The 20,040-nt window shown below is 41.7% G+C and carries 19 protein-coding genes; 16 read left to right on the forward strand and 3 right to left on the reverse strand.

Features of this window, described 5'->3' with window-relative positions:
* Nucleotides 1–210 precede the first annotated feature (210 nt).
* From PG766_RS15775 to glgB, 4 genes are read left to right on the forward strand one after another with little or no spacing between them, the layout of a single operon-like run.
* Nucleotides 211–588, forward strand: a complete 378-nt coding sequence (locus PG766_RS15775) for a diacylglycerol kinase family protein (protein ID WP_008369472.1) — start codon at nt 211–213, stop codon at nt 586–588.
* Between the two features lie 33 nt (nt 589–621).
* Nucleotides 622–1,065 (forward strand): phasin family protein, encoded by a 444-nt coding sequence (locus PG766_RS15780; RefSeq protein WP_118199039.1) that lies wholly within the window; start codon nt 622–624, stop codon nt 1,063–1,065.
* A complete protein-coding gene (locus tag PG766_RS15785) occupies nt 1,058–2,653 on the forward strand; it encodes an ABC1 kinase family protein (RefSeq protein ID WP_022220317.1) in 1,596 nt (531 codons plus the stop codon). The genes PG766_RS15780 and PG766_RS15785 overlap by 8 nt, the downstream gene beginning before the upstream one ends.
* A 19-nt stretch (nt 2,654–2,672) precedes the next feature.
* Entirely contained in the window at nt 2,673–4,457 is a 1,785-nt protein-coding gene (gene glgB, locus PG766_RS15790) for a 1,4-alpha-glucan branching protein GlgB (RefSeq protein WP_118199040.1), read from the forward strand.
* Between the two features lie 604 nt (nt 4,458–5,061).
* Here glgB and PG766_RS15795 read toward each other — a convergent pair.
* Nucleotides 5,062–6,852 carry a glycoside hydrolase family 2 protein gene (locus tag PG766_RS15795; protein ID WP_118199041.1) on the reverse strand — a complete coding sequence of 597 codons (1,791 nt, stop codon included), beginning with the start codon at nt 6,850–6,852 and terminating at the stop codon, nt 5,062–5,064.
* Nucleotides 6,853–7,053: 201 nt separating this feature from the next.
* Here PG766_RS15795 and PG766_RS15800 point away from each other — a divergent pair, with 201 nt between their 5' ends.
* The gene (locus PG766_RS15800) at nt 7,054–7,803 is read left to right on the forward strand and encodes a phosphatase (protein ID WP_118199042.1); all 750 of its coding nucleotides are present in this window, start codon (nt 7,054–7,056) and stop codon (nt 7,801–7,803) included.
* A gap of 98 nt (nt 7,804–7,901) precedes the next feature.
* Nucleotides 7,902–8,504, forward strand: a complete 603-nt coding sequence (locus PG766_RS15805; RefSeq protein WP_117835834.1) for a DUF1836 domain-containing protein — start codon at nt 7,902–7,904, stop codon at nt 8,502–8,504.
* 123 nt (nt 8,505–8,627) lie between these two features.
* On the opposite strand, the gene PG766_RS15810 is transcribed toward PG766_RS15805, so the two are convergent.
* Nucleotides 8,628–8,936 (reverse strand): YerC/YecD family TrpR-related protein, encoded by a 309-nt coding sequence (locus tag PG766_RS15810; protein WP_022220320.1) that lies wholly within the window; start codon nt 8,934–8,936, stop codon nt 8,628–8,630.
* A gap of 257 nt (nt 8,937–9,193) precedes the next feature.
* Here PG766_RS15810 and pcrA point away from each other — a divergent pair, with 257 nt between their 5' ends.
* From pcrA to PG766_RS15860, 10 genes are all read left to right on the forward strand, one after another.
* Nucleotides 9,194–11,431, forward strand: coding sequence for a DNA helicase PcrA (pcrA, locus tag PG766_RS15815; protein WP_055157637.1), 2,238 nt, complete (start codon nt 9,194–9,196; stop codon nt 11,429–11,431).
* A 145-nt stretch (nt 11,432–11,576) separates the two neighbouring features.
* Complete coding sequence (locus PG766_RS15820) at nt 11,577–11,819, forward strand: hypothetical protein (protein ID WP_044998722.1); 243 nt, start codon at nt 11,577–11,579, stop codon at nt 11,817–11,819.
* Nucleotides 11,820–11,889: 70 nt separating this feature from the next.
* Nucleotides 11,890–13,527: a 23S rRNA (uracil(1939)-C(5))-methyltransferase RlmD gene (gene rlmD, locus PG766_RS15825; RefSeq protein ID WP_118199043.1), complete on the forward strand. Its 1,638-nt coding sequence runs from the start codon at nt 11,890–11,892 to the stop codon at nt 13,525–13,527.
* A gap of 31 nt (nt 13,528–13,558) precedes the next feature.
* Nucleotides 13,559–13,930, forward strand: coding sequence for a TnpV protein (locus PG766_RS15830; protein WP_118199044.1), 372 nt, complete (start codon nt 13,559–13,561; stop codon nt 13,928–13,930).
* A 322-nt stretch (nt 13,931–14,252) separates the two neighbouring features.
* Nucleotides 14,253–15,014 carry a helix-turn-helix domain-containing protein gene (locus tag PG766_RS15835; RefSeq protein WP_270591245.1) on the forward strand — a complete coding sequence of 254 codons (762 nt, stop codon included), beginning with the start codon at nt 14,253–14,255 and terminating at the stop codon, nt 15,012–15,014.
* A gap of 239 nt (nt 15,015–15,253) precedes the next feature.
* On the forward strand, nt 15,254–15,937 hold the full coding sequence (locus PG766_RS15840) for a response regulator transcription factor (protein WP_055157629.1): 684 nt from the start codon (nt 15,254–15,256) through the stop codon (nt 15,935–15,937).
* A complete protein-coding gene (locus tag PG766_RS15845) occupies nt 15,934–16,182 on the forward strand; it encodes a hypothetical protein (protein ID WP_243014436.1) in 249 nt (82 codons plus the stop codon). Before PG766_RS15840 ends, PG766_RS15845 begins: the two co-directional genes overlap by 4 nt.
* Complete coding sequence (locus tag PG766_RS15850) at nt 16,179–16,841, forward strand: sensor histidine kinase (protein WP_243014438.1); 663 nt, start codon at nt 16,179–16,181, stop codon at nt 16,839–16,841. Before PG766_RS15845 ends, PG766_RS15850 begins: the two co-directional genes overlap by 4 nt.
* A 98-nt stretch (nt 16,842–16,939) precedes the next feature.
* Nucleotides 16,940–17,620 (forward strand): ABC transporter ATP-binding protein, encoded by a 681-nt coding sequence (locus PG766_RS15855; protein WP_117557921.1) that lies wholly within the window; start codon nt 16,940–16,942, stop codon nt 17,618–17,620.
* A 13-nt stretch (nt 17,621–17,633) separates the two neighbouring features.
* Nucleotides 17,634–19,376, forward strand: coding sequence for an ABC transporter permease (locus PG766_RS15860; protein ID WP_243014442.1), 1,743 nt, complete (start codon nt 17,634–17,636; stop codon nt 19,374–19,376).
* Nucleotides 19,377–19,482: 106 nt separating this feature from the next.
* Here the strand turns inward: PG766_RS15860 and PG766_RS15865 are convergent.
* A partial coding sequence (locus PG766_RS15865) for a transposase (protein ID WP_270591246.1) occupies nt 19,483–20,040 on the reverse strand: 558 nt, incomplete at its 5' end.

The following is a 20,040-nucleotide window of genomic DNA, read 5'->3' on the forward strand; positions in this document are numbered from 1 at the left end:
CACGTAGCAATCTGGTATCAAAGGGGTCAAAATACCTTTTGCCACAACATTAAATGATGTGAATGTCAAAAGTGAATTTTGATTCTTACATCATACAAATACAAATTTACAATTTTTACAGATTGTATAGAAAGAAAATACGGAAAAGACTGGTTATTATAGAGCTGATTTGGTAAAATAAAGACAATAATAAGAAGCAGGTGATGAAATATGGACAGTCAGAAGAAAGATCCGCTCTATAAAAGTTTTGGATACGCATTTGAAGGGATTGGTACCTGTATCAAAAAAGAGCGGAATATGAAGATTCACTGTGCGGCAGCGATTCTGGTAGTGATTGCCGGAGTGATATTGAAGATCTCATCGCTGGAATGGTGCATCTGCCTGACACTTTTTGGGCTTATCATGGCGCTAGAGCTGGTCAATACCGCAGTAGAAGCGGTGGTCGATCTGGTGACGGAAGAGCGGAAGCCACTTGCAAAGATTGCAAAAGATACAGCAGCAGGTGCGGTTCTGATTGCAGCAATTATGGCAGCGATCGCCGGGATTATTATTTTTCTGCCAAAGGGACTTACATTCCTTGGGTTTTAAAGCAGATTGAAATTGTGAAAGGAGATAGACGTTATGGGAAGTTTAGGAGATGGAGTTAAGAAAGTATTACTTGCAGGGATTGGTACAGCAGCAGTAACTGCAGAAAAGTCAAAAGAGGTTCTGGATAAGATGGCAGAACGTGGAGAAGCAGCTGTAGAACAGGGAAAAGTTCTGAATCAGGAACTTCGCCACAATATCAAGAAGACTGTAAAAGAAAATGTCAATGTTTCTGTTAAGACATCTTCACCGGAAGAACTGGACGAGCTGCTTGATAAGATGACACCGGAGCAGATTGAACAGCTCAAAGAAAGAATTTATGAGCGTGAAGCAGCAGTTTCTGAAGAAGAAACAGAAAAAGTAGAAGAAGCTGTAGAACAGGCAGGAGAGACGGCTGAAACTGTTGAAACAGAGACGGCAGAGGAAGCAGCAAAAGAAGTTGAAGCAATCGAATCTGGCAACGAGGACATGAATGAGTAACAAAAACCAGCCAAAAGAGTCAAATAAATATGGTTCCAGACTGCGGGAGATGACAGCAGTCCTCAGAAAACATGGGATTACCGGTGGACTTACCCCGGAAAAGCTCCGGCTGATCCTGGAGGATCTGGGGCCGACTTATATTAAGCTTGGTCAGATCATGTCACTGCATTCCGACATTCTTCCGAAAAGCTATTGTGAAGAACTGATGCGGCTTCATTCAGAGGTGACACCGATGCCATTTGAACAGGTAGCAGAAGTGATCCGCAAGTCCTACGGTTATGAGTGGAACGAAGTGTTCCAGAGCATTGATGTGCATCCACTGGGATCGGCATCGATCGCACAGGTCCACCGGGCGGTTCTGAAGACTGGGGAAGATGTTGTCGTCAAAGTTCAGAGGCAGGGTATCTATAAGGTAATGTCCAGAGATATCAGTCTGCTCCACAAAGCGGCAAAGCTGGTCCCGCCAGGTACGATCAAGGACATGGTGGATATTAACATGGTTCTGGACGAGCTCTGGACTGTCACCCAGCAGGAGATGAATTTCCTTCTGGAGGCAGCCAGTATGGAAGAATTTGCCCAGCGCAATCAGGATGTGGCTTTTGTTACAACGCCTCGGCTCTATCGCGAATATACGACCAACCATGTGCTAGTGATGGAATATATTGATGGATTTGCAATCAACGATAAAGAAAATCTGCTGGCAAATGGCTATGATCTGAATGAGATTGGAACAAAACTTGTAGATAATTACATTCGCCAGGTTATGGAGGATGGGTTTTTTCATGCTGATCCGCATCCGGGCAATGTGCGTATCCGTGATGGAAAGATTGTCTGGATCGATATGGGAATGATGGGAAGACTTACCGAGCGTGACCGGGAACAGATCAGCAATGCAGTCAAAGGTGTGGCAGAGAATGACATCGGTCTGATCCAGGAAGCGGTGATGGCACTTGGCGAGTTCCGCGGAAAGCCGGATCAGAGCAAGCTGTATGAAGATATCAATAATCTGATGGCAAAATATGGAACGATTGATATGGGTGATATCGATATTGCGGAAGTTATGCAGGATCTGATGGAAGTGATGAAGGAAAATAAAATTTCCATGCCTCATGGACTTACTATGCTTGCAAGAGGACTCGCCAATATGGAAGGTGTGCTTGCCGAGATCAGTCCGCAGATCAACATGGTTGAGATTGCGGCGGCACGGATGAAGGAGAGCTTTCTGACGAAGGAACAGTGGAAAAAAGAGATAAAGAATGATGCAAAAAGACTGTATCGTTCTCTTCACAAGGCAATGGATATTCCTTCCCTTGCAGCAGACATCCTGCAGGGGCATATGAAAGGACAGACCAGAGTCAATCTGGATCTTCATACTTCGGATGAGCTTTCCGGGTTGCTAAGGAGGTTGGTGCGGAATATTGTAATGGGGCTGTGGGTGATGGCACTTCTGATCAGTTCCAGCATTATCTGTACAACCAATATGCAGCCAAGGTTGTGGGGGATTCCGGCAATCGGTGCGTTTGGATATCTGATGGCATTTGCTATTGTAATGTATGTTTTTATCAAACATATCTTTTCAAAAAAATAAATAAACAGGGGGAAAAGAGATGCGGAAGGAGTTTTATACAGGGCATCTTTTTGATGTATATCGTTATTTTGGAGCGCATAAAGAGGGTGAAAATTTTATTTTCCGTGTGTTTGCGCCATCGGCAAAAGGAGTGTGCGTATTTGGAGAGTTCAGTAACTGGACAGAGATCCCGATGTATCAGGAGGAACAGAGCGGTGTATATGTGTCAGAGCCGATTCCGGCGAAGACTGGTCAGCTGTATAAGTACTGCATTTACACAGCAAATGGTGGAAGGGTAGAGCACTGTGATCCATATGGCTTCCAGATGGAATTAAGACCAGGAGATTGCTCAATCTTAACGGATCTTTATAGTTATAAATTTAAGGATGAAAAATGGATGAAGAACCGGACAGTCGGATTTGACAGTCCGGTCAATATCTATGAGATCCATGCAGGATCCTGGAGAAAAAAAGGAGAAGGGCAGACCGACTGGTATACTTATATTGAGCTTGCAAAGCTTCTGATTCCTTATGTAAAAAAGAATCATTATACTCATATTGAGATGATGCCGCTTTCCGAGCATCCTTTTGACGGATCCTGGGGATATCAGAATACCGGATTTTTTGCGCCGACCGCACGTTATGGAACACCGGATGAGCTGAAAAAATTTGTGGATGAGTGTCACCAGGCAGGAATTGGTGTGATCATGGATTTTGTTCCGGTACATTTTGCAGTCGATTATTATGGACTGAAAGAATTTGACGGAACCTGTCTGTATGAATATCCAAATGCGGCAGTAGGTGAAAGCGAATGGGGAAGCTGTAATTTCATGCATTCCAGAGGGGAAGTACGATGTTTCTTACAGTCGGCAGCAAATTACTGGCTGAGTGAGTTCCATTTTGACGGAATCCGTATGGATGCAGTCAGTCGTCTGATCTACTGGCAGGGTGACGAGGCCAGGGGTGTTAACGGAACGACACTGGATTTTCTGAAGGTGATGAACCAGGGACTAAAGTCCCTTCATCCGACAGCCATGCTGATCGCAGAAGATTCCACCAATTTTCCAGGTGTTACCAAACCGGTTGACCAGGGAGGACTTGGTTTTGATTACAAGTGGGATCTTGGCTTCATGCACGATACACTGGAATATTTCCAGAGTGCACCAGAATACAGAAGCAGAGATTATCATAAGCTGACATTCTCGATGATGTATTATTATAATGAGCATTTTTTGCTGGAATACTGTCATGACGAAGTGGTACATGGAAAGGCAACGATTCTCCAGAAGATGAACGGAGAATATGAGGATAAGTTCCCGCAGGCAAGAGCTATGTATCTGTATATGATGGCGCATCCTGGTAAGAAGCTGAATTTCATGGGAAATGAATTCGGTCAGCTTCGCGAGTGGGATGAAAGCCGCGAGCAGGACTGGGATATCCTAAAATATCCGCTCCATGATGCATTTCACTGTTATATGATCGAACTGAACCGTATCGGTCAGGAAAATGATGCATTCTGGCATGATTATGATCCGGAGAATTTCAAATGGCTGGACTGCCATCAGGAAGAACGCTGTATCTATGCGATCAAAAGAAAAGGAAAAAATAAGAACTTTATCGCGATATTCAACTTCTCAGACGAAGAACAGGAAGATTACGAACTGGATACCGAAGAAGAAGGAAAACTCAGTGTGATACTGGATACGGACTGGGACGAATATGGAGGAAATACAAAAAAGAAAAAGACATTGCCGGCAAAAGCAAAAAAGGGGACGCATGTGACGCTGGACCTGCCGCCGTTTTCGGGGATTTTGCTGATGAGTTAGGTGATGGGAAAGGGACGCCCGGGGCAGAACGATATTTCTGCTTTCGGGCGCGCTTTCGCTCCGCAAAAAACGCAGCGGTACTAAGTTCGGTGATACCGCAAGCGTTATCCCCTCACTAAGTGCCGGCGTTTTTTGAGGGCCCGCCAGCAGAATTATCGTTCTGCCCCGGGCTGTGCTATGACACCAGAACCGCATCGGCGAAGGGAGAAGACGGCACCATACTAAGCGCACAAAAAACTGATACCAGAGGGACGGCATCCGCTGCGCGTCGCCTGGATGTGGTGTCTGACGGGAAGTGGTGGCAATGGATTTGCGGAAGTACTGGAGGTATATTGATAAGGTATGAAGTTTATGTTCCTGAGCAACCTATCCCACTGAAATTAAAATAGTATTTTCCCAGTGCGGCAGCGAAGCGCCTCCGCACAACTTGTACTGGAGCGACAAACGCAAGCACCCATGCATTCGGAATGAACCCCATCGGAAACGTCGGTACTTAGTGAGAGGATGTCGTCAGACATCATCGAACTTAGTATCCGCTACGTTTGCGGACTAAGCGCGAGCGGGGGTGAATCCGAATCCATGGGTGCGTAACTTTGTCAACCACCTACAACTTACAAACTTCCCTGTCGTAAGTCATCAGCCCGTTTATTTCATCTTCGATGTCGGAGAGTTGTGTATATACTGCTCCGCACAATCCTTGTTCTTTGAGGGGGTCGATTTCTTCAGACATAAGTTTATGATAGGCTGCCTGGAATTCTTCCTGTGAAGAGCAGATTTTATATCCGTATGTCTTGCCGGAGCAGGTATGTCCTTTGACCTGGCAGGTGTAGCCTCCGTATTCGGAGATGACGAAAGCGCGGTCAGATGGAGTTACGAACTGCTTTGCAAAGTAGTTATGTTCACTTTTGAAATCTCCCTGCCGTCTGTCAAACCAGCCACTGGCGGAATCGATGAGCCGGGTGTCATCCAGTTCGCGGAATAAGGTAGTAAGCTTTTTTGAATCAAACTGTCCCCAGCCTTCATTGAAGATTACCCAGGTGCTGATGCATGGGAATGCTTTTAGGGCAGTGACAGTTTCTTTGCATTCACGGATGAATTCTTCTCTTCCATGTACATTTTTCCTGCCGAAGAGAGGATGAATCCGGTCACTGGTGTGAAGCTTGAATTTTGGAAAGAGTGCAGGCAGCCAGGTCATGAACGGAGCATTGTAGGTGCCACCGTTTACCATGTCCTGCCAGACAATCATTCCAAGGCGGTCGCAATGATAATACCATCTTGCAGTCTCGACTTTTACATGCTTACGGATCATGTTGAAGCCGAGATTTTTCATGGTCTGGATATCATAGATCAGCGCTTCATCAGATGGCGCAGTGTAAAGACCGTCTGGCCAGTATCCCTGATCCAGGACTCCATTCAGAAAAAGTGGTTCATGGTTCAGGCAGAAGCGGGGAAGTCCTTTGTTATCCGGTTCGATGGTAAAGGTACGCATTGCAAAATAGCCGGTGACTTTATCTTCGCCTGCCTGTATCTCAATTGTATAAAGATAAGGATCATCAGGATTCCAGGGATGCATATTGTTGACGTCACAGTAGCAGGAGTAACAGCAAAGAGAGTCAGACTGATTGGTGCAGATCCCCTTGGAAATCAGGCGACCGTCCATGTCTCTGACGTGACAGACAACCGCTTCGGCATCGCTGCATCCGGAAATCGGATGATTTAAAAGAAGGGATACGTGTACCGTCTCTTTTTCATATAAAGGGGTGAGTTCCAGTTTTTTGACATAGACAGCCGGAACCCATTCCATCCATACTGTCTGCCAGATTCCACTCTGGGCGGTGTAGAACATTCCGCCACGCTTTAATTTCTGTTTCCCAACACTGTGATAAGAAGTGTCGGAACGGTCTTCAATGTGTACAGTCAGAGTGTTGCAACCCTCCTGCAGAGCATCTGTGATATCAGCAGAAAATGGAAGATATCCGCCGATATGTGAGACAACTACTTTTCCATTTACCAGAACTTTCGCATACTGATCGACTGCACCAAAATGCAAGATGCACCGGGATCCGTCGGAAGGAAGGCACTTGACCGACAGCAGGCGTTCACAGAGCATTTTTTCGTGCGGCTTTAACTGGAAACCGGCACCGGAAAGAGGGGCTTCTGGAGAAAAAGGAACGAGAAGAGTTCCTTCTTTGGTTATGGTATTTTTTTCTGAAAGAACTGTGTAATTCCATTCTCCATTCAGGTTGATATATTGATCGCGGATCATTTGCGGACGTGGATATTCTTCCAGTATGTGCTGCGGATCAAGAGCTTTTCCCCAACGGGTAGTCAGTGTCTGATGGGAAGCTTTTCTGGGAAAGATCCGTACACTTGCAAGTGCTGCTAAAAGATTCATAAAAAAACCTCTTTCGTTAAATATTCTTATAGTCTATTGTACCATGTGACAACAAAAACACTGCACATTTTATAGAAATTTTAGAAATGAAAACAGTGGGGAAAAACGGATTGTAAAAAAGAAAGAATCAGTTTATCATAAGAATATAAGAAAAGATGAGCTGTGAGAACACAGACAAAGAGCAGGCAGGAGGAAAGACCGATGAAAATAGTTTTAGATACACATGCACATACCATTGTCAGCGGACATGCATACAATACGATACGTGAGATGGCACAGATGGCGAAAGAGAAAGGACTGGAGGCATTTGCACTGACTGAACATGCACCGCAGATGCCGGGAACCTGTCATGAGTTCTATTTCCAGAATCTACATATCGTACCGCGTGAAATGTACGGCGTGAGACTGTTCATGGGTGTGGAACTGAATATTATGAATGAAAAGGGAGAGGTTGACCTTCCGGAGAACACACTTTGTCAGATGGATATTGCAATTGCAAGTATTCATGGACCTTGTTATAAAGGCGAGCGGACGGAAGAGGCAATCACGGCGGCATACCTTGCGGCAATGGAGAATCCGCTGATTCACATTATTGGACATCCGGATGACGGAAGATATCCGGTGGATTATGAACAGCTGGCCAAAAAAGCAAAAGAGACAGGGACCATTTTGGAGGTAAATAACGGTTCGTTAAGACCTGGCGGATTCCGCGTGGATACCAGGAAAAATGATTTAAAAATGCTGGAATACTGTAAGAAATACGAAGTTCCGGTTACGATGGGAAGCGACGCACACATGGATGTAGATCTTGCAGATTACAGTTATGCGCTTCCGGTGATCGAGGAGAGTCATTTTCCGGAAGAACTGATCGTTAATACTTCTGCAGAGCTTCTGAAATCATGTATTCGGTATAAACGGAATATGTGGAAACAGAAAAAAGTGAATTGTTAATACGTCACTTACGTTAAAAAAGCCTGGATGAAAGATAGAGAAAAGACTTGATATATAGTTTTTAATACTATATAATATCTATATTGAGGTGAAAAAGAATGACGATAAATACGGAAGATTTATTAAACAGTATCCTGGAAAGTGTCGGCAGAATTGATTATATTCATCCGGTAGATATTCCGAATATAGATTTATATATGGATCAGGTAACAACTTTTATGGAGGAGCAGCTCAGTTCGACGAAGCGTTATGAGGATGATAAGATCCTGACGAAAACGATGATCAATAATTATGCGAAGAACAATCTGCTTCCGCCTCCGAACAAGAAAAAGTATTCCAAAGAGCACCTTCTGGTTTTGATTTTTGTCTATTATTTTAAGAACCTGCTCTCGATCAAAGATATTGAGATCTTGTTAAAGCCACTGACAGACAAATATTTTGCTGTGAATTCGGAATTTGACATGGAAAGTATCTATGAAGAAGTCTGTAAGATGGAAAAAAGCAGGATCGGAGAGTTGCAGGATAGTATTCGTAAGGCGTATGAGACTGCTGAGCATTCTTTTGTATGTGTGGATGATGAAGAAAGAGAACAGCTTCAGAAGTTTGCCTTTATCTGTAATCTCAGTTTTGATGTGTATGTGAAAAAGCAACTGATTGAAAAAATGGTGGACGAACTTCCAAAGCCGGATAAGAAAAAATAAAAGCGTTAGCTTTTTTAAGAAGAATAAAAAAGGAACGGATTTCAGATTTTGAAATTCGTTCCTTTTGGCTATTATGTGTTTGGCAATAGCTGTTACTACCAACTCCTGCCGGTGTCTGTAAAATTAAGATTCGGATTCTTCAGCCCCTGCCTGAAGTCTCTCAAATACCATATCGTATCCATCATTACCATAATTAAGAGAGCGATTTACGCGGCTGATTGTTGCTGTGGAAGCACCAGTCTTTTCTGCAATCTCCAGGTATGTTTTCTGATCACGTAGCATCTTAGCTACTTCAAAACGCTGTGAAAGCGATAAAAGCTCATTGATCGTGCAGACATCTTCAAAGAATGTGTAGCATTCTTCTCTGCTTTTCAGACTGAGAACGGCATCAAATAAAGAATCGACCGCTTCTGTTCTGATTTTTCTACTCATTATATTATCCCTCCATGACAAATAATCAATAAGAGTGTGACATAAACTGCCCCACTCATTCATACAATGACATATTAGCACATTAAAATTTTAAAGTCCAGATATTTTGCAAAATTTTACAGATAAGAAAAAAGGAGCTGGATTTTTCTATTTTTACGACGAAAAATAGGGACGAGAGATTCTTTGACACCCCACTTTTTTTATAATATAATGATGCAATAGAGCCTCGAGAGAGGAGAAGAAAGAGGAACAAAAATATGAGTATTTATGATACATTAAATGACAGACAGCAGGAGGCCGTTTTTTATACAGAGGGCCCGCTTCTGATCCTTGCCGGAGCAGGATCCGGTAAGACACGTGTCCTTACACACAGGATTGCCTGGCTGATCGATCAGATAGGTGTGAACCCATGGAATATCCTGGCGATCACATTTACGAACAAGGCAGCCGGGGAGATGCGTGAGAGAGTGGATCAGATTGTTGGATTCGGTTCGGAGAGTATCTGGGTGAGCACCTTCCATTCAATGTGTGTGCGGATCCTGCGCAGATATATTGACCGGCTCGGGTATGATACAAATTTTACGATTTATGATGCAGATGATCAGAAGACACTGATCAAGGATGTGTGTAAATATTTGCAGATTGATACGAAAATGTTTAAGGAACGGTCGCTTCTTAGTGCGATTTCTTCTGCAAAAGATGAGCTTGTCACACCGGAAGAGATGACACTTCGTGCGGAAGGGGATTGGGCGAAAAAGAAGATTGCACAGGTTTATACCGAGTATGAAAAGCAGCTGAAAGCTAACAATGCACTCGATTTTGACGATCTGCTTTTAAAGACGGTACAGCTTCTTCAGACACAGCCGGACGTTCTGGAGTATTATCAGGAAAGATTCCGTTATATCATGGTGGATGAGTACCAGGATACGAATACGGTACAGTTTAAGCTGGTAAGCCTTCTTGCCGGTAAGTATCAGAATCTGTGTGTAGTTGGTGATGACGACCAGTCGATCTACAAATTCAGGGGTGCGAATATCATGAATATCCTGAATTTTGAAAAAGAATATCCGAATGCGAAAGTGATCAAGCTGGAACAGAATTACCGTTCCACATCCACAATCCTGAACGCAGCAAATGAAGTGATCCGTCACAATACAGGACGAAAAGAGAAGTCGCTCTGGACCGAGAATGGTGAGGGTGAGAAGATTCAGTTCCGTCAGTTTGATTCTGCCTACGATGAGGCGGATTATATTGTCAGTGATATCAAAGACAAGGTGAACAGTGGAAAAAGAGAATATAAGGATTTCGCTATTTTATACAGAACCAATGCGCAGTCGCGTATATTCGAGGAAAAGATGGTGGTATCCAATGTTCCGTATAAGATCGTTGGTGGAGTAAACTTCTATGCAAGACGCGAAATAAAGGATCTGCTGGCATATTTAAAAACAGTAGATAATGGAAAAGATGATCTGGCAGTACGGAGGATCATCAATGTACCGAAGAGGGGAATCGGACTGACAACTATCGGAAGGGTGCAGGATTATGCAACGGAACGGGAGATCAGTTTCTATGAAGCAATCCTGGCTGCAGGATCGGTTCCGGGAATCGGACGTGCGCTTGGCAAAATCGAATCCTTTGCAGCCCTGATTGAGCATTTTAAAGCCGAAGGCGAACGCATGAGTGTAGCGGAATTGATGGATGAGATTATCGATGCGACTGGATATGTAGAAGAACTGCAGGCAGATTCTGATGAAGAAGCAGAAAGCCGTCTGGAAAATATTGAAGAGCTCCGGAATAAAATTGTTGCATACGAAGAGTCCTGTGAAGCAGAAGATGAAAAATCGACACTTTCCGGTTTTTTAGAGCAAGTGGCATTGGTTGCAGATATCGACAGTCTTGATGAGGAGACGGACTATGTGGTGCTGATGACTTTACATAGTGCGAAAGGCCTGGAATTTCCACACGTCTATCTCGCCGGCCTGGAAGATGGGATTTTCCCAAGTTATATGACGATCACGGCAGATGATCCGGCAGAGCTGGAAGAAGAGAGAAGACTCTGTTATGTGGGAATTACCCGTGCAAAGGAGAATCTGACGCTGACCTGTGCAAGACGACGGATGGTACACGGTGAGACACAGTATAATAAGATGTCCAGATTCTTAAAAGAGATTCCGCTGAGTCTGCTTTCTACCGGTGCCCTGTTCAAAAAAGAGCAGACAGAGGAGGAACCAAAGGTATCTGCTTACCGTCAGGCAAAGCAGGCATTTGCGACAAAAGCGTTCGCAGCGACAAAGCCTGCACAGCAGTTTACTGTGACCAAGGGAAAAGGTCCGGGATATGATGTGGGGGACAGAGTGCGTCATATTAAGTTTGGGGAAGGTCTGGTGACACAGATCACAGAAGGCGGACGAGACTATGAAGTGACTGTGGACTTTGATACGGCGGGCACGAAGAAGATGTTTGCCATGTTTGCAAAACTGCAGAAAATTGACTAAAATTGCACTATGTGCCTAAGAAACACATTCTTTTTCGTAAAATCTGTGCAATATGGTGGAAATTATGCATGGATTTGTGGTATACTAGCTATAAACAATGAGTGAGCCGAAGCAGAGAGTGACGGCAGAAAGGGCGTGTATGGAGATGAACAGAATCGAAGAATTACTTGCAACAACGAAACTCAACGATATGATGCATAAGAAAGATGATGATCAGAAGACAACTGTTCTCTGGATTCTTGCAATTATCGGTGCGGTAGCAGCAGTTGCAGCAATTGCATATGCAGTATATTGTTTCTTTACTCCGGATTATCTGGAAGACTTTGAAGAAGATTTTGACGATGATTTCGACAATGATTTCTTCAGTGATGAAGATGAAGTACAGTAATATTAAGAAAGCAGCGAAGGCAGGAATTGTCAAAGATTCCTGCCTTTTCTATGTGAGGGTATATAGATAGATGAAAAAAGGACAGATATTAGAAGGATATATAGAAAGGGTAGATTTCCCGAATAAAGGATTTGCCGTGGTAGAGGACGAAGAAAAAAAAGTGATCGTGAAGAATACCGTTCCGGAACAAAAGGTGCGTTTCGCGGTGAATAAGATACGAAAAGGTCAGGCAGAGGGACGGCTTCTGGAAATTCTGGAGCATTCACCGGAAGAATGTCAGCCGGCATGTCCGCATTTTGGAGTCTGTGGCGGATGCACTTATCAGAATCTGCCGTATGAAAAGCAGGTGGAGATGAAGGAAGCGCAGATCCATGCAATGATGGATGCGGCGGTTGATGGTGATTATATCTGGGAGGGTGTTAAAGAAAGCCCGGTCAGAGATGCATATCGCAATAAAATGGAATTTTCTTTTGGAGACGAATATAAGGACGGACCTCTTGCACTTGGCATGCATAAAAGAGGCAGCTTTCACGATATTGTAAATGTTACAGAATGCAAGATTGTGGATGAGGATTTCAGACGAATTATAAAGGCTGTTCTGGGGTTTGCGACAGATACAGGTCTTCCGTATTATCACAGAATGCGCCATACTGGATTTTTCCGTCATCTTCTTGTGAGAAAGGCAGTTCGCACCGGAGAAATTCTGATTGATCTGGTAACAACATCGGAGGCACAGCTAGATGAAGCCAGACTGGTGGAAAAGCTTACCGGTCTTTCTTATGATGGGAAGCTTGCCGGAATTCTTCATACAACCAACAACAGCCTTGCGGATGTGGTAAAAGATGAAGGAACCAAAATTTTATATGGACAGGATTATTTCTATGAGGAACTTCTGGGACTGAAGTTCAAGATCACACCATTTTCTTTCTTCCAGACTAATTCCCTTGGCGCGGAAGTGCTTTATGAGGCAGCAAGATCTTATATCGGTGAGACGAAAGATAAGGTAATCTTTGATCTCTACAGTGGAACCGGAACGATTGCACAGATCCTTGCACCAGTGGCAAAAAAAGTAGTAGGTGTGGAGATCGTTGAAGAGGCTGTAGAGGCTGCAAAAGAAAATGCTGCTTTAAATGGACTCGATAACTGTACCTTCTGGGCTGGAGATGTGTTGAAAGTAATCGATGATCTGGGTGAAGTACCGGATCTGATCGTATTGGATCCACCAAGAGACGGTGTGCATCCGAAAGCACTGGAAAAGATCATTGATTTTGGTGTGGAAAGAATGGTTTATATTGCCTGCAAGCCGACCAGCCTGGCAAGAGATCTGGAGCTTCTGCAGGGAAGAGGATATCAGGTAGAACGGATTGGGTGTGTGGATCTTTTTCCGAGCACGGTTCATATAGAGACTGTTGTTCTTTTGTCCCAACAAAAACCAGATGACACGATAGAGATCGACTTAGACCTGGACGAGCTGGATGCCACCAGTGCCGAGTTGAAAGCAACCTATCAGGAAATCAAAGATTATGTGCTGAAAGAATTTGGATTGAAGGTTTCAAGTTTATATATTTCTCAGGTAAAACGCAAATGTGGAATTGAAGTGGGAGAAAACTATAATCTTCCAAAATCAGAAAATGCAAGAGTTCCACAATGTCCGAAAGAAAAAGAAGAAGCTATCAAGGCTGCCCTGAAATATTTTGCGATGATCTAAGGACATCGCTGATTTCAAGGAGGAATAACACATGAAAAGCACATTTGAAAAAATGGGTGGAACCTACATACTTGGCGCAGACGGAATTTACTATCCGAATCTTGTCAGTACAGATGAAGAACCGCATTATGGGAAATATGGAATGATGCGAAAAACATATCTTAAAGAGCATCGTCCGGCAATGTATTCACTGTATATGTTGGAAGACAGACTGACAGAACATCTGAATACTGTGGACGATGAAGCACAGGAGAGAATGGATATTCTGGTGCGTCAGATGATGGATAGGCAGGGCATTACGGAAGAATTGAAAGTTCGTGATCAGATGGAATGGGTCAGAGCGGTAAAAGGTATTCGTAATATGGCGGAAGAGATTGTGTTAAATGAATTGATTTACAGGTAAACAAAGAGCTGAACAGGTAGGAAGAAAAATCCTATTTGTTCAGCTTTTGTGTTTATAAGAGTTCAAAGAAGAATCAAATTACAATTCCATATCAGGTGACCTTTTCTAAGTTCCGGAAGGTTGTTTTTTTCTGCCCTGGTTATAAGTTACACAGATTTAATTATTCCATAGTATGGCTTAAAAAATATCCGAATATAACTTCACAGAAATAATTATAATGGGGAGATTATTTGATATATTTGTGCTAATATTCTGCAATTCTACTGCTAGTCGATTGATTTATGCGTACTCCCATTATAATATGTGTGCAGGAGGTGGATGTATGTATCAAATTAGTAATGAAAAATTCGGTTTATTTGTAACCGAATTAAGAAAGAAAAAGAATTTAACTCAAAAGGATTTGGCTGAAAAATTATATGTATCAGATAAAACGGTCAGCAAATGGGAACGTGGTCTTAGTATGCCTAATGTCGTATTACTCATACCAATAGCTGATATATTAGATGTTACCGTTACAGAATTGTTACGTGGAGAAAAAATAGATACACAGAAAAATATTGATACAAAAGAAGTCGAGGAATTGGTAGTAAGCTCTCTCGATATGGCTGTTAGGAATTCTATTCATCAGCATAGAAAAAACTGGATATTAGCATATTTGTTATGTTTTTTTATATCTATTACAGAAATTATTATGTTAGTTGTATCTGGAAGTTCATTAGCTGAGATGAAAGGGGATATATTGCTGGTTACCGTGGGAATGCTTTTATTTGGTGCATGGTTTTGTTTCTTTGCAAAAGACATATTACCAACATATTATGATGCCAACAAGATAAATTATGTTTCGCAAGGAATTTTTAGAATACATCTAGTTGGTTTATCTTTTAACAATGGAAATTGGATATACATCTGCACAACTTTAAAAATATGGACACTTGCAACAGTTGTTCTATATCCTCTTGCAGGTATTATAATAATCAATTGTTTCAATATAGCTTTATGGGATATTTTGAATAAAATTTTCTTAATTATGATATTAGGCGGTATGGTAGTTTCGATTTACATTATCGGGAAAAAATACGAATAATTAAATTACCTGTTATCGTTGTGGATAGTACTAATTTACAACATTCTTCATGGGAAATATGAAATGATGCAGAAGAGGTTGTGTTAAGAGAATTAGTGTACATTTAAAACGTGGAAAGCTCCTTCGGGAGTTTTTTGCTGTTTATAAGATAAATTCTGCCGGAGATTTTGACTTAATGATTTGATTTATAAAACTGGCAATGATACAATTAGCGTAATTTGTAAGAAAGCAGAGAAAATATGAGTGAAAAGTTACTGATTGTTGAAGATGACAAAAAATTAAATGATGGAATCCGTCTGGCTTTAAAGAATGATGCTTATTTCTTTTATCAGTGCAGAACTTTGCAGGAAGCTAGAGAAATCTTGAAAAAGGAAGATATCACATTGGTTTTATTAGATGTGAATTTGCCGGATGGGAATGGGATTGATTTTGTAAGAGAAATAAGGAAAAATAGTCAGGTGCCGATTATTCTGCTTACAGTAAATAACATGGAAGTGGATATTGTAACAGGATTGGAAGCTGGGGCAAATGATTATATTACGAAACCGTTTAGCTTGATGGTTTTGCGTGCAAGAGTGTCTGTGCAGCTTAGAAATAAAGAGGCAGCAGCTAAAAATTCTATGGAGCTTGATGGATTTGAGTTCTATTTCGATAAAATGGAATTTTTCAAAGATGGAGAACCTATTGAACTTAGTAAGACAGAACAAAAGCTCCTTAGAGTGCTGTGTGAAAACAGAGGAAAAGTATTGAAACGGGAATATCTGATTGACGAGGTATGGCAGGGAGATACAGAGTTTGTGGATGCTCATGCTCTGACTGTTGCAGTCAAACGCCTCAGAGACAAATTAGAAGATGATACGCAGAAGCCTGAATATGTCAAGACGGTTTATGGAATTGGTTATACATGGGCGGTGAATGGATGATAGAAACAATTATGTTGATTGTAGTTATATTTGTCCTGAGCGGAGTTTTTTGGTACAGCTTTTTTTATCAGAAAGAAAAAAAGCTTTTTAACCGGCTGCAGCGAATGCTGGATTGTGCAATAGATGGAGAACTGGAACGGACAGAAATATCAGAAGAAAAGTATTCTGCTCTTGAAAACAGCATGAAACAATATATAGACAGTAGTTTTCTGGCAAAAAAAATCAACAGGAACAGAAAGAAGTGATACAAAAACTTATTTCAGATATTGCGCATCAGACACTGACTCCCATTTCAAATCTGAAAGTCTATGGAGAAATACTTTCTGAAGTGAGTAATGAAAATCAAGAGGAGATAGCTACTATTTTGGAGCAGACGGAGAAATTAGATTTTCTGATACAATCACTGGTCAAATTATCACGAATGGAGAGCGGAATTATAGCAGTACATCCGGAGGATACTGCTATTGCACAGATGTTTGCATCCGTACAGCAGCAGTTTAATGTAAAAGCAATGGAGAAGGATATTTCCCTGAATCTATTTGACACGGATTTACATGCTATGTGTGATGCAAAATGGACTGTGGAAGCACTTGGAAATATTGTAGACAATGCGATTAAATACACAGCATGTGGGGGAAATGTTCAGATAAAAGCCGAGCAGTATTCTTTCTTTGTAAAGATCGATATCATTGATGATGGCATTGGAATAGAAAAAGAAGAAATACCAAAGATATTTGGAAGGTTTTATCGGAGTCTGTCAGTGGCAGACCAGCCAGGAGTAGGAATTGGCTTATTCCTTGCAAGAGAGATCATTCAGGCACAAAAGGGGTATATAAAAGTGACATCAAAGAGAGGAAAAGGTTCTACATTTTCTGTGTTTCTTCCAATAGCAAAGAAGGAATAGTATCAAAACTGTGACATTTCAGAAACCAGATGGAGACATTGTCATGATAAAGTCTGTATTGTAAAGATCAATACAGGCTTTTTTGATGGGAGGATGGCATGAATATATTAAAAGCAGTAAATTTACGAAAAATATATGGGCAGGGAGAAACAGAAGTCAGGGCTCTTGATGGTATAAACCTGGAAGTAGAAAAAGGGGAGTTTGTAGCGATTGTTGGAACCTCTGGAAGTGGAAAGTCTACATTGCTTCATATCATTGGTGGTTTGGATAATCCAACATCCGGTCAGGTCATTGTTGACGGACAGAATTTAAGCCATATGCCAGATGAAGAGCTTACTATTTTTAGGCGTAGAAATATTGGATTTGTATTTCAACAGTATAATCTGGTTCCGATGCTGAATGTATGGGAAAATATTGTTCTTCCTGTAAAACTGGATGGAAAAAAGATTGAAAAAGGTTATGTAAATGAAATCATAGATACACTGGGTATTCGGACAAAACTGGAAAATCTTCCAAGTGCACTGTCAGGGGGTCAGCAGCAAAGGGTGGCAATCGCAAGAGCATTAGCGGCAAAACCTGCTATTTTGCTGGCAGATGAACCGACAGGCAATCTGGACTCCAAAACGAGTCAGGATGTATTGGGACTTTTAAAAGTCACCAGTAAGCGTTTTCATCAAACGATTGTAATGATTACTCACAATGAGGAGATTGCCCAGATGGCTGACAGGATTTTACAGATTGAAGACGGAAAAATTGTTTCAGACAGTGGTTTGGCATAGTGAGGGCGATTATATGGTAAAAGTAGAGAATAAAGAAACGTTACGATTATTGACGAAACGTTTTATGAAAATGAACCGAGCAAGAAATATTATTGCTGTTATTGCAATCATGTTGACATCACTGTTATTTACAAGCCTCTTTGTGGGGAGCGTATCCATGATACTTTCCAAAAGAGCAACGGAAATTAAGCAATTTATGGATTCATCCCATGCTATTGCGCAGAATTTGTCAGAAGAAGATGCGGAGAGATTGCAAAAAACAATAGAACAGGATGAAGATGTGGAACGATATGGTTCCGGTATTTTTCTGGGAGCTGGAATGGACGAACGGTTTGGATTTTCCGTAGAGGTCCGATATGCAGATGAAAATATGGCAGAAAGTTTTAATTGTCTGCCAACTACAGGAAGACTGCCGGAGAAAGAAAATGAAGTAGCACTTAGCAGCACGATATTGGAATCTCTGGGTGTTACACCAAAGATTGGGGAAGAAGTAACGCTGACCTGGGAAGTAAATCCTATGCTGAAACAATATAAGACAGATACGTTTCAGATATGTGGATTCTGGCAGGGGGATAAAGCTGTTTTAGGTCAGATGGTCTGGGTATCCGAAGCCTATGCAAAGGAGAATCGTTATCCCGTTACGCAGGAAGAATTAGAAAATGGCATCTACAATGGAGAAAAAGAGTATTCTGTCTGGTACAAGAACCTTTGGAATTTGGAAAAGAAAACGGAAAAGATATCCAAAGCAGCGGGATTTACGAAAGCTGGGACAGGAATGGAAGTCAATCCGGCATATAATCTCTTTGAAGAGGATTCATTTTCATTTTCTTCTTTAATTATAATGATTCTATTTGTCATATTAGCTGGATACCTGATTATTTATAATATTTTTAACATTTCTGTGAAAACGGATATCCGGGCTTACGGATTGTTAAAGAATGTGGGGACAACGGGAAAGCAGTTGAAGAAAATTGTACGTATGCAGGCGTGGAGATTATCAGCTATTGGCATTCCAATCGGATTGCTTTGTGGTTATCTTGCAGGTCTTTGTATGGCTCCGTCCTTGACTGCAGATGCTGCAATTAGTGCACAGGCAGGAAAAACGGCTCAGACAGTAGTATCAGCAAATCCTTTGATTTTTCTTGCAGCGATACTTTTAACGCTTTTAACGGTGTATCTCTCCAGTCTGCAGGCTTGTAAAATGGTGGAAAGAGTTTCGCCTGTGGAAGCTCTGCGTTTGGCAGAAGGAGAGCAGTCACATAGGAAAATAAAAAAGAATACTTCTGTAACCTGGTGGGGAATGGCAGTTCAAAATGTGTTACGAAATTGGAAAAAGGGATTGATTGTTATGCTTTCTATCGCTCTTTCTATGGTGGTTGTCAACTGTATCGTGATGTTGGTGCAGGGATATGATTTTGATTCTTACCGAAAAGTGTTTTTAGCTTCCGATTTTCAACTGGATCAGATGACGGGAAGTTTGTCAAATACGAATTTCAACGGTATTACACCTGAAATCAAAGAGATTTTGGACGAATGTCCTGATAGTGCTAAGACAGGATATGTGTATTATTCTGAGGAAACCCACAAGATGGAGCCGGAACTTCTGAAAACATGGGAAGCATTCGCAGATAAATATGAAAAAAACTGGACTGATTATGAAGAACAGGTTTGGGAAGATGCAAAGGCTTCCAATACAGTAAGTGTTCATTTTCTCGGAATCAGCGAGTCGGTGTTTGACAAATTAGCCTGCAAATAAAAAGTCAAGGCTAAATTGAAGAACATTGAAAATTTTATACAGGTTGAAAAGTAGGTATCAAAATAAGACCACCACACCAGTGCTGGTCTGAGAATTATAATGATGATTAGGATTCTGGAAGAGATGAAAGATATTCTTTCACTCGTCCGTAATAGATTCTTAGAAACTTGTTGGCACCTGCAGTCATATAGACATAATAAGGCTTGCCTTGTGCCCGTTTCTTATCTATGAACTGATACACAGGATCATCCTGTGGGTGTGTTTTTATTAAGACATCCATTACCTGAAATAAAGTCTTTCTAAGATCAGATGAGCCTCGTTTTGAAGTTGGAACACTTTTTTGTTCATAACTTCCCGATTCATTAACACCGGGATCTACACCGGCAAAAGCAGTAATAGCACCTTTATGGGTAAAACGGGAAACATCACCAATCTCAGCCATCAATTGAGGACCAAGCGAAGCACCAACCCCTTTCATCGCCATAACAATAGGATACTCTGGGAGTTTGGATGCAGTTTCATTCATAAGTGTGCGTAGTGATTCAACGGTTGTAGAAGCACTGTTAAGCTGGTTTACTGCCTGCTTGATAATAAGCTTTGTAATGTCATCCTTAGGAAGTACAGGAACAAGTTCCTTTGCTTTTCCATAGATTTCCTCAGCTTT

This window comes from Coprococcus sp. LG101-27, assembly GCF_027695515.1.
Taxonomy (GTDB): domain Bacteria; phylum Bacillota; class Clostridia; order Lachnospirales; family Lachnospiraceae; genus Allocoprococcus; species Allocoprococcus comes.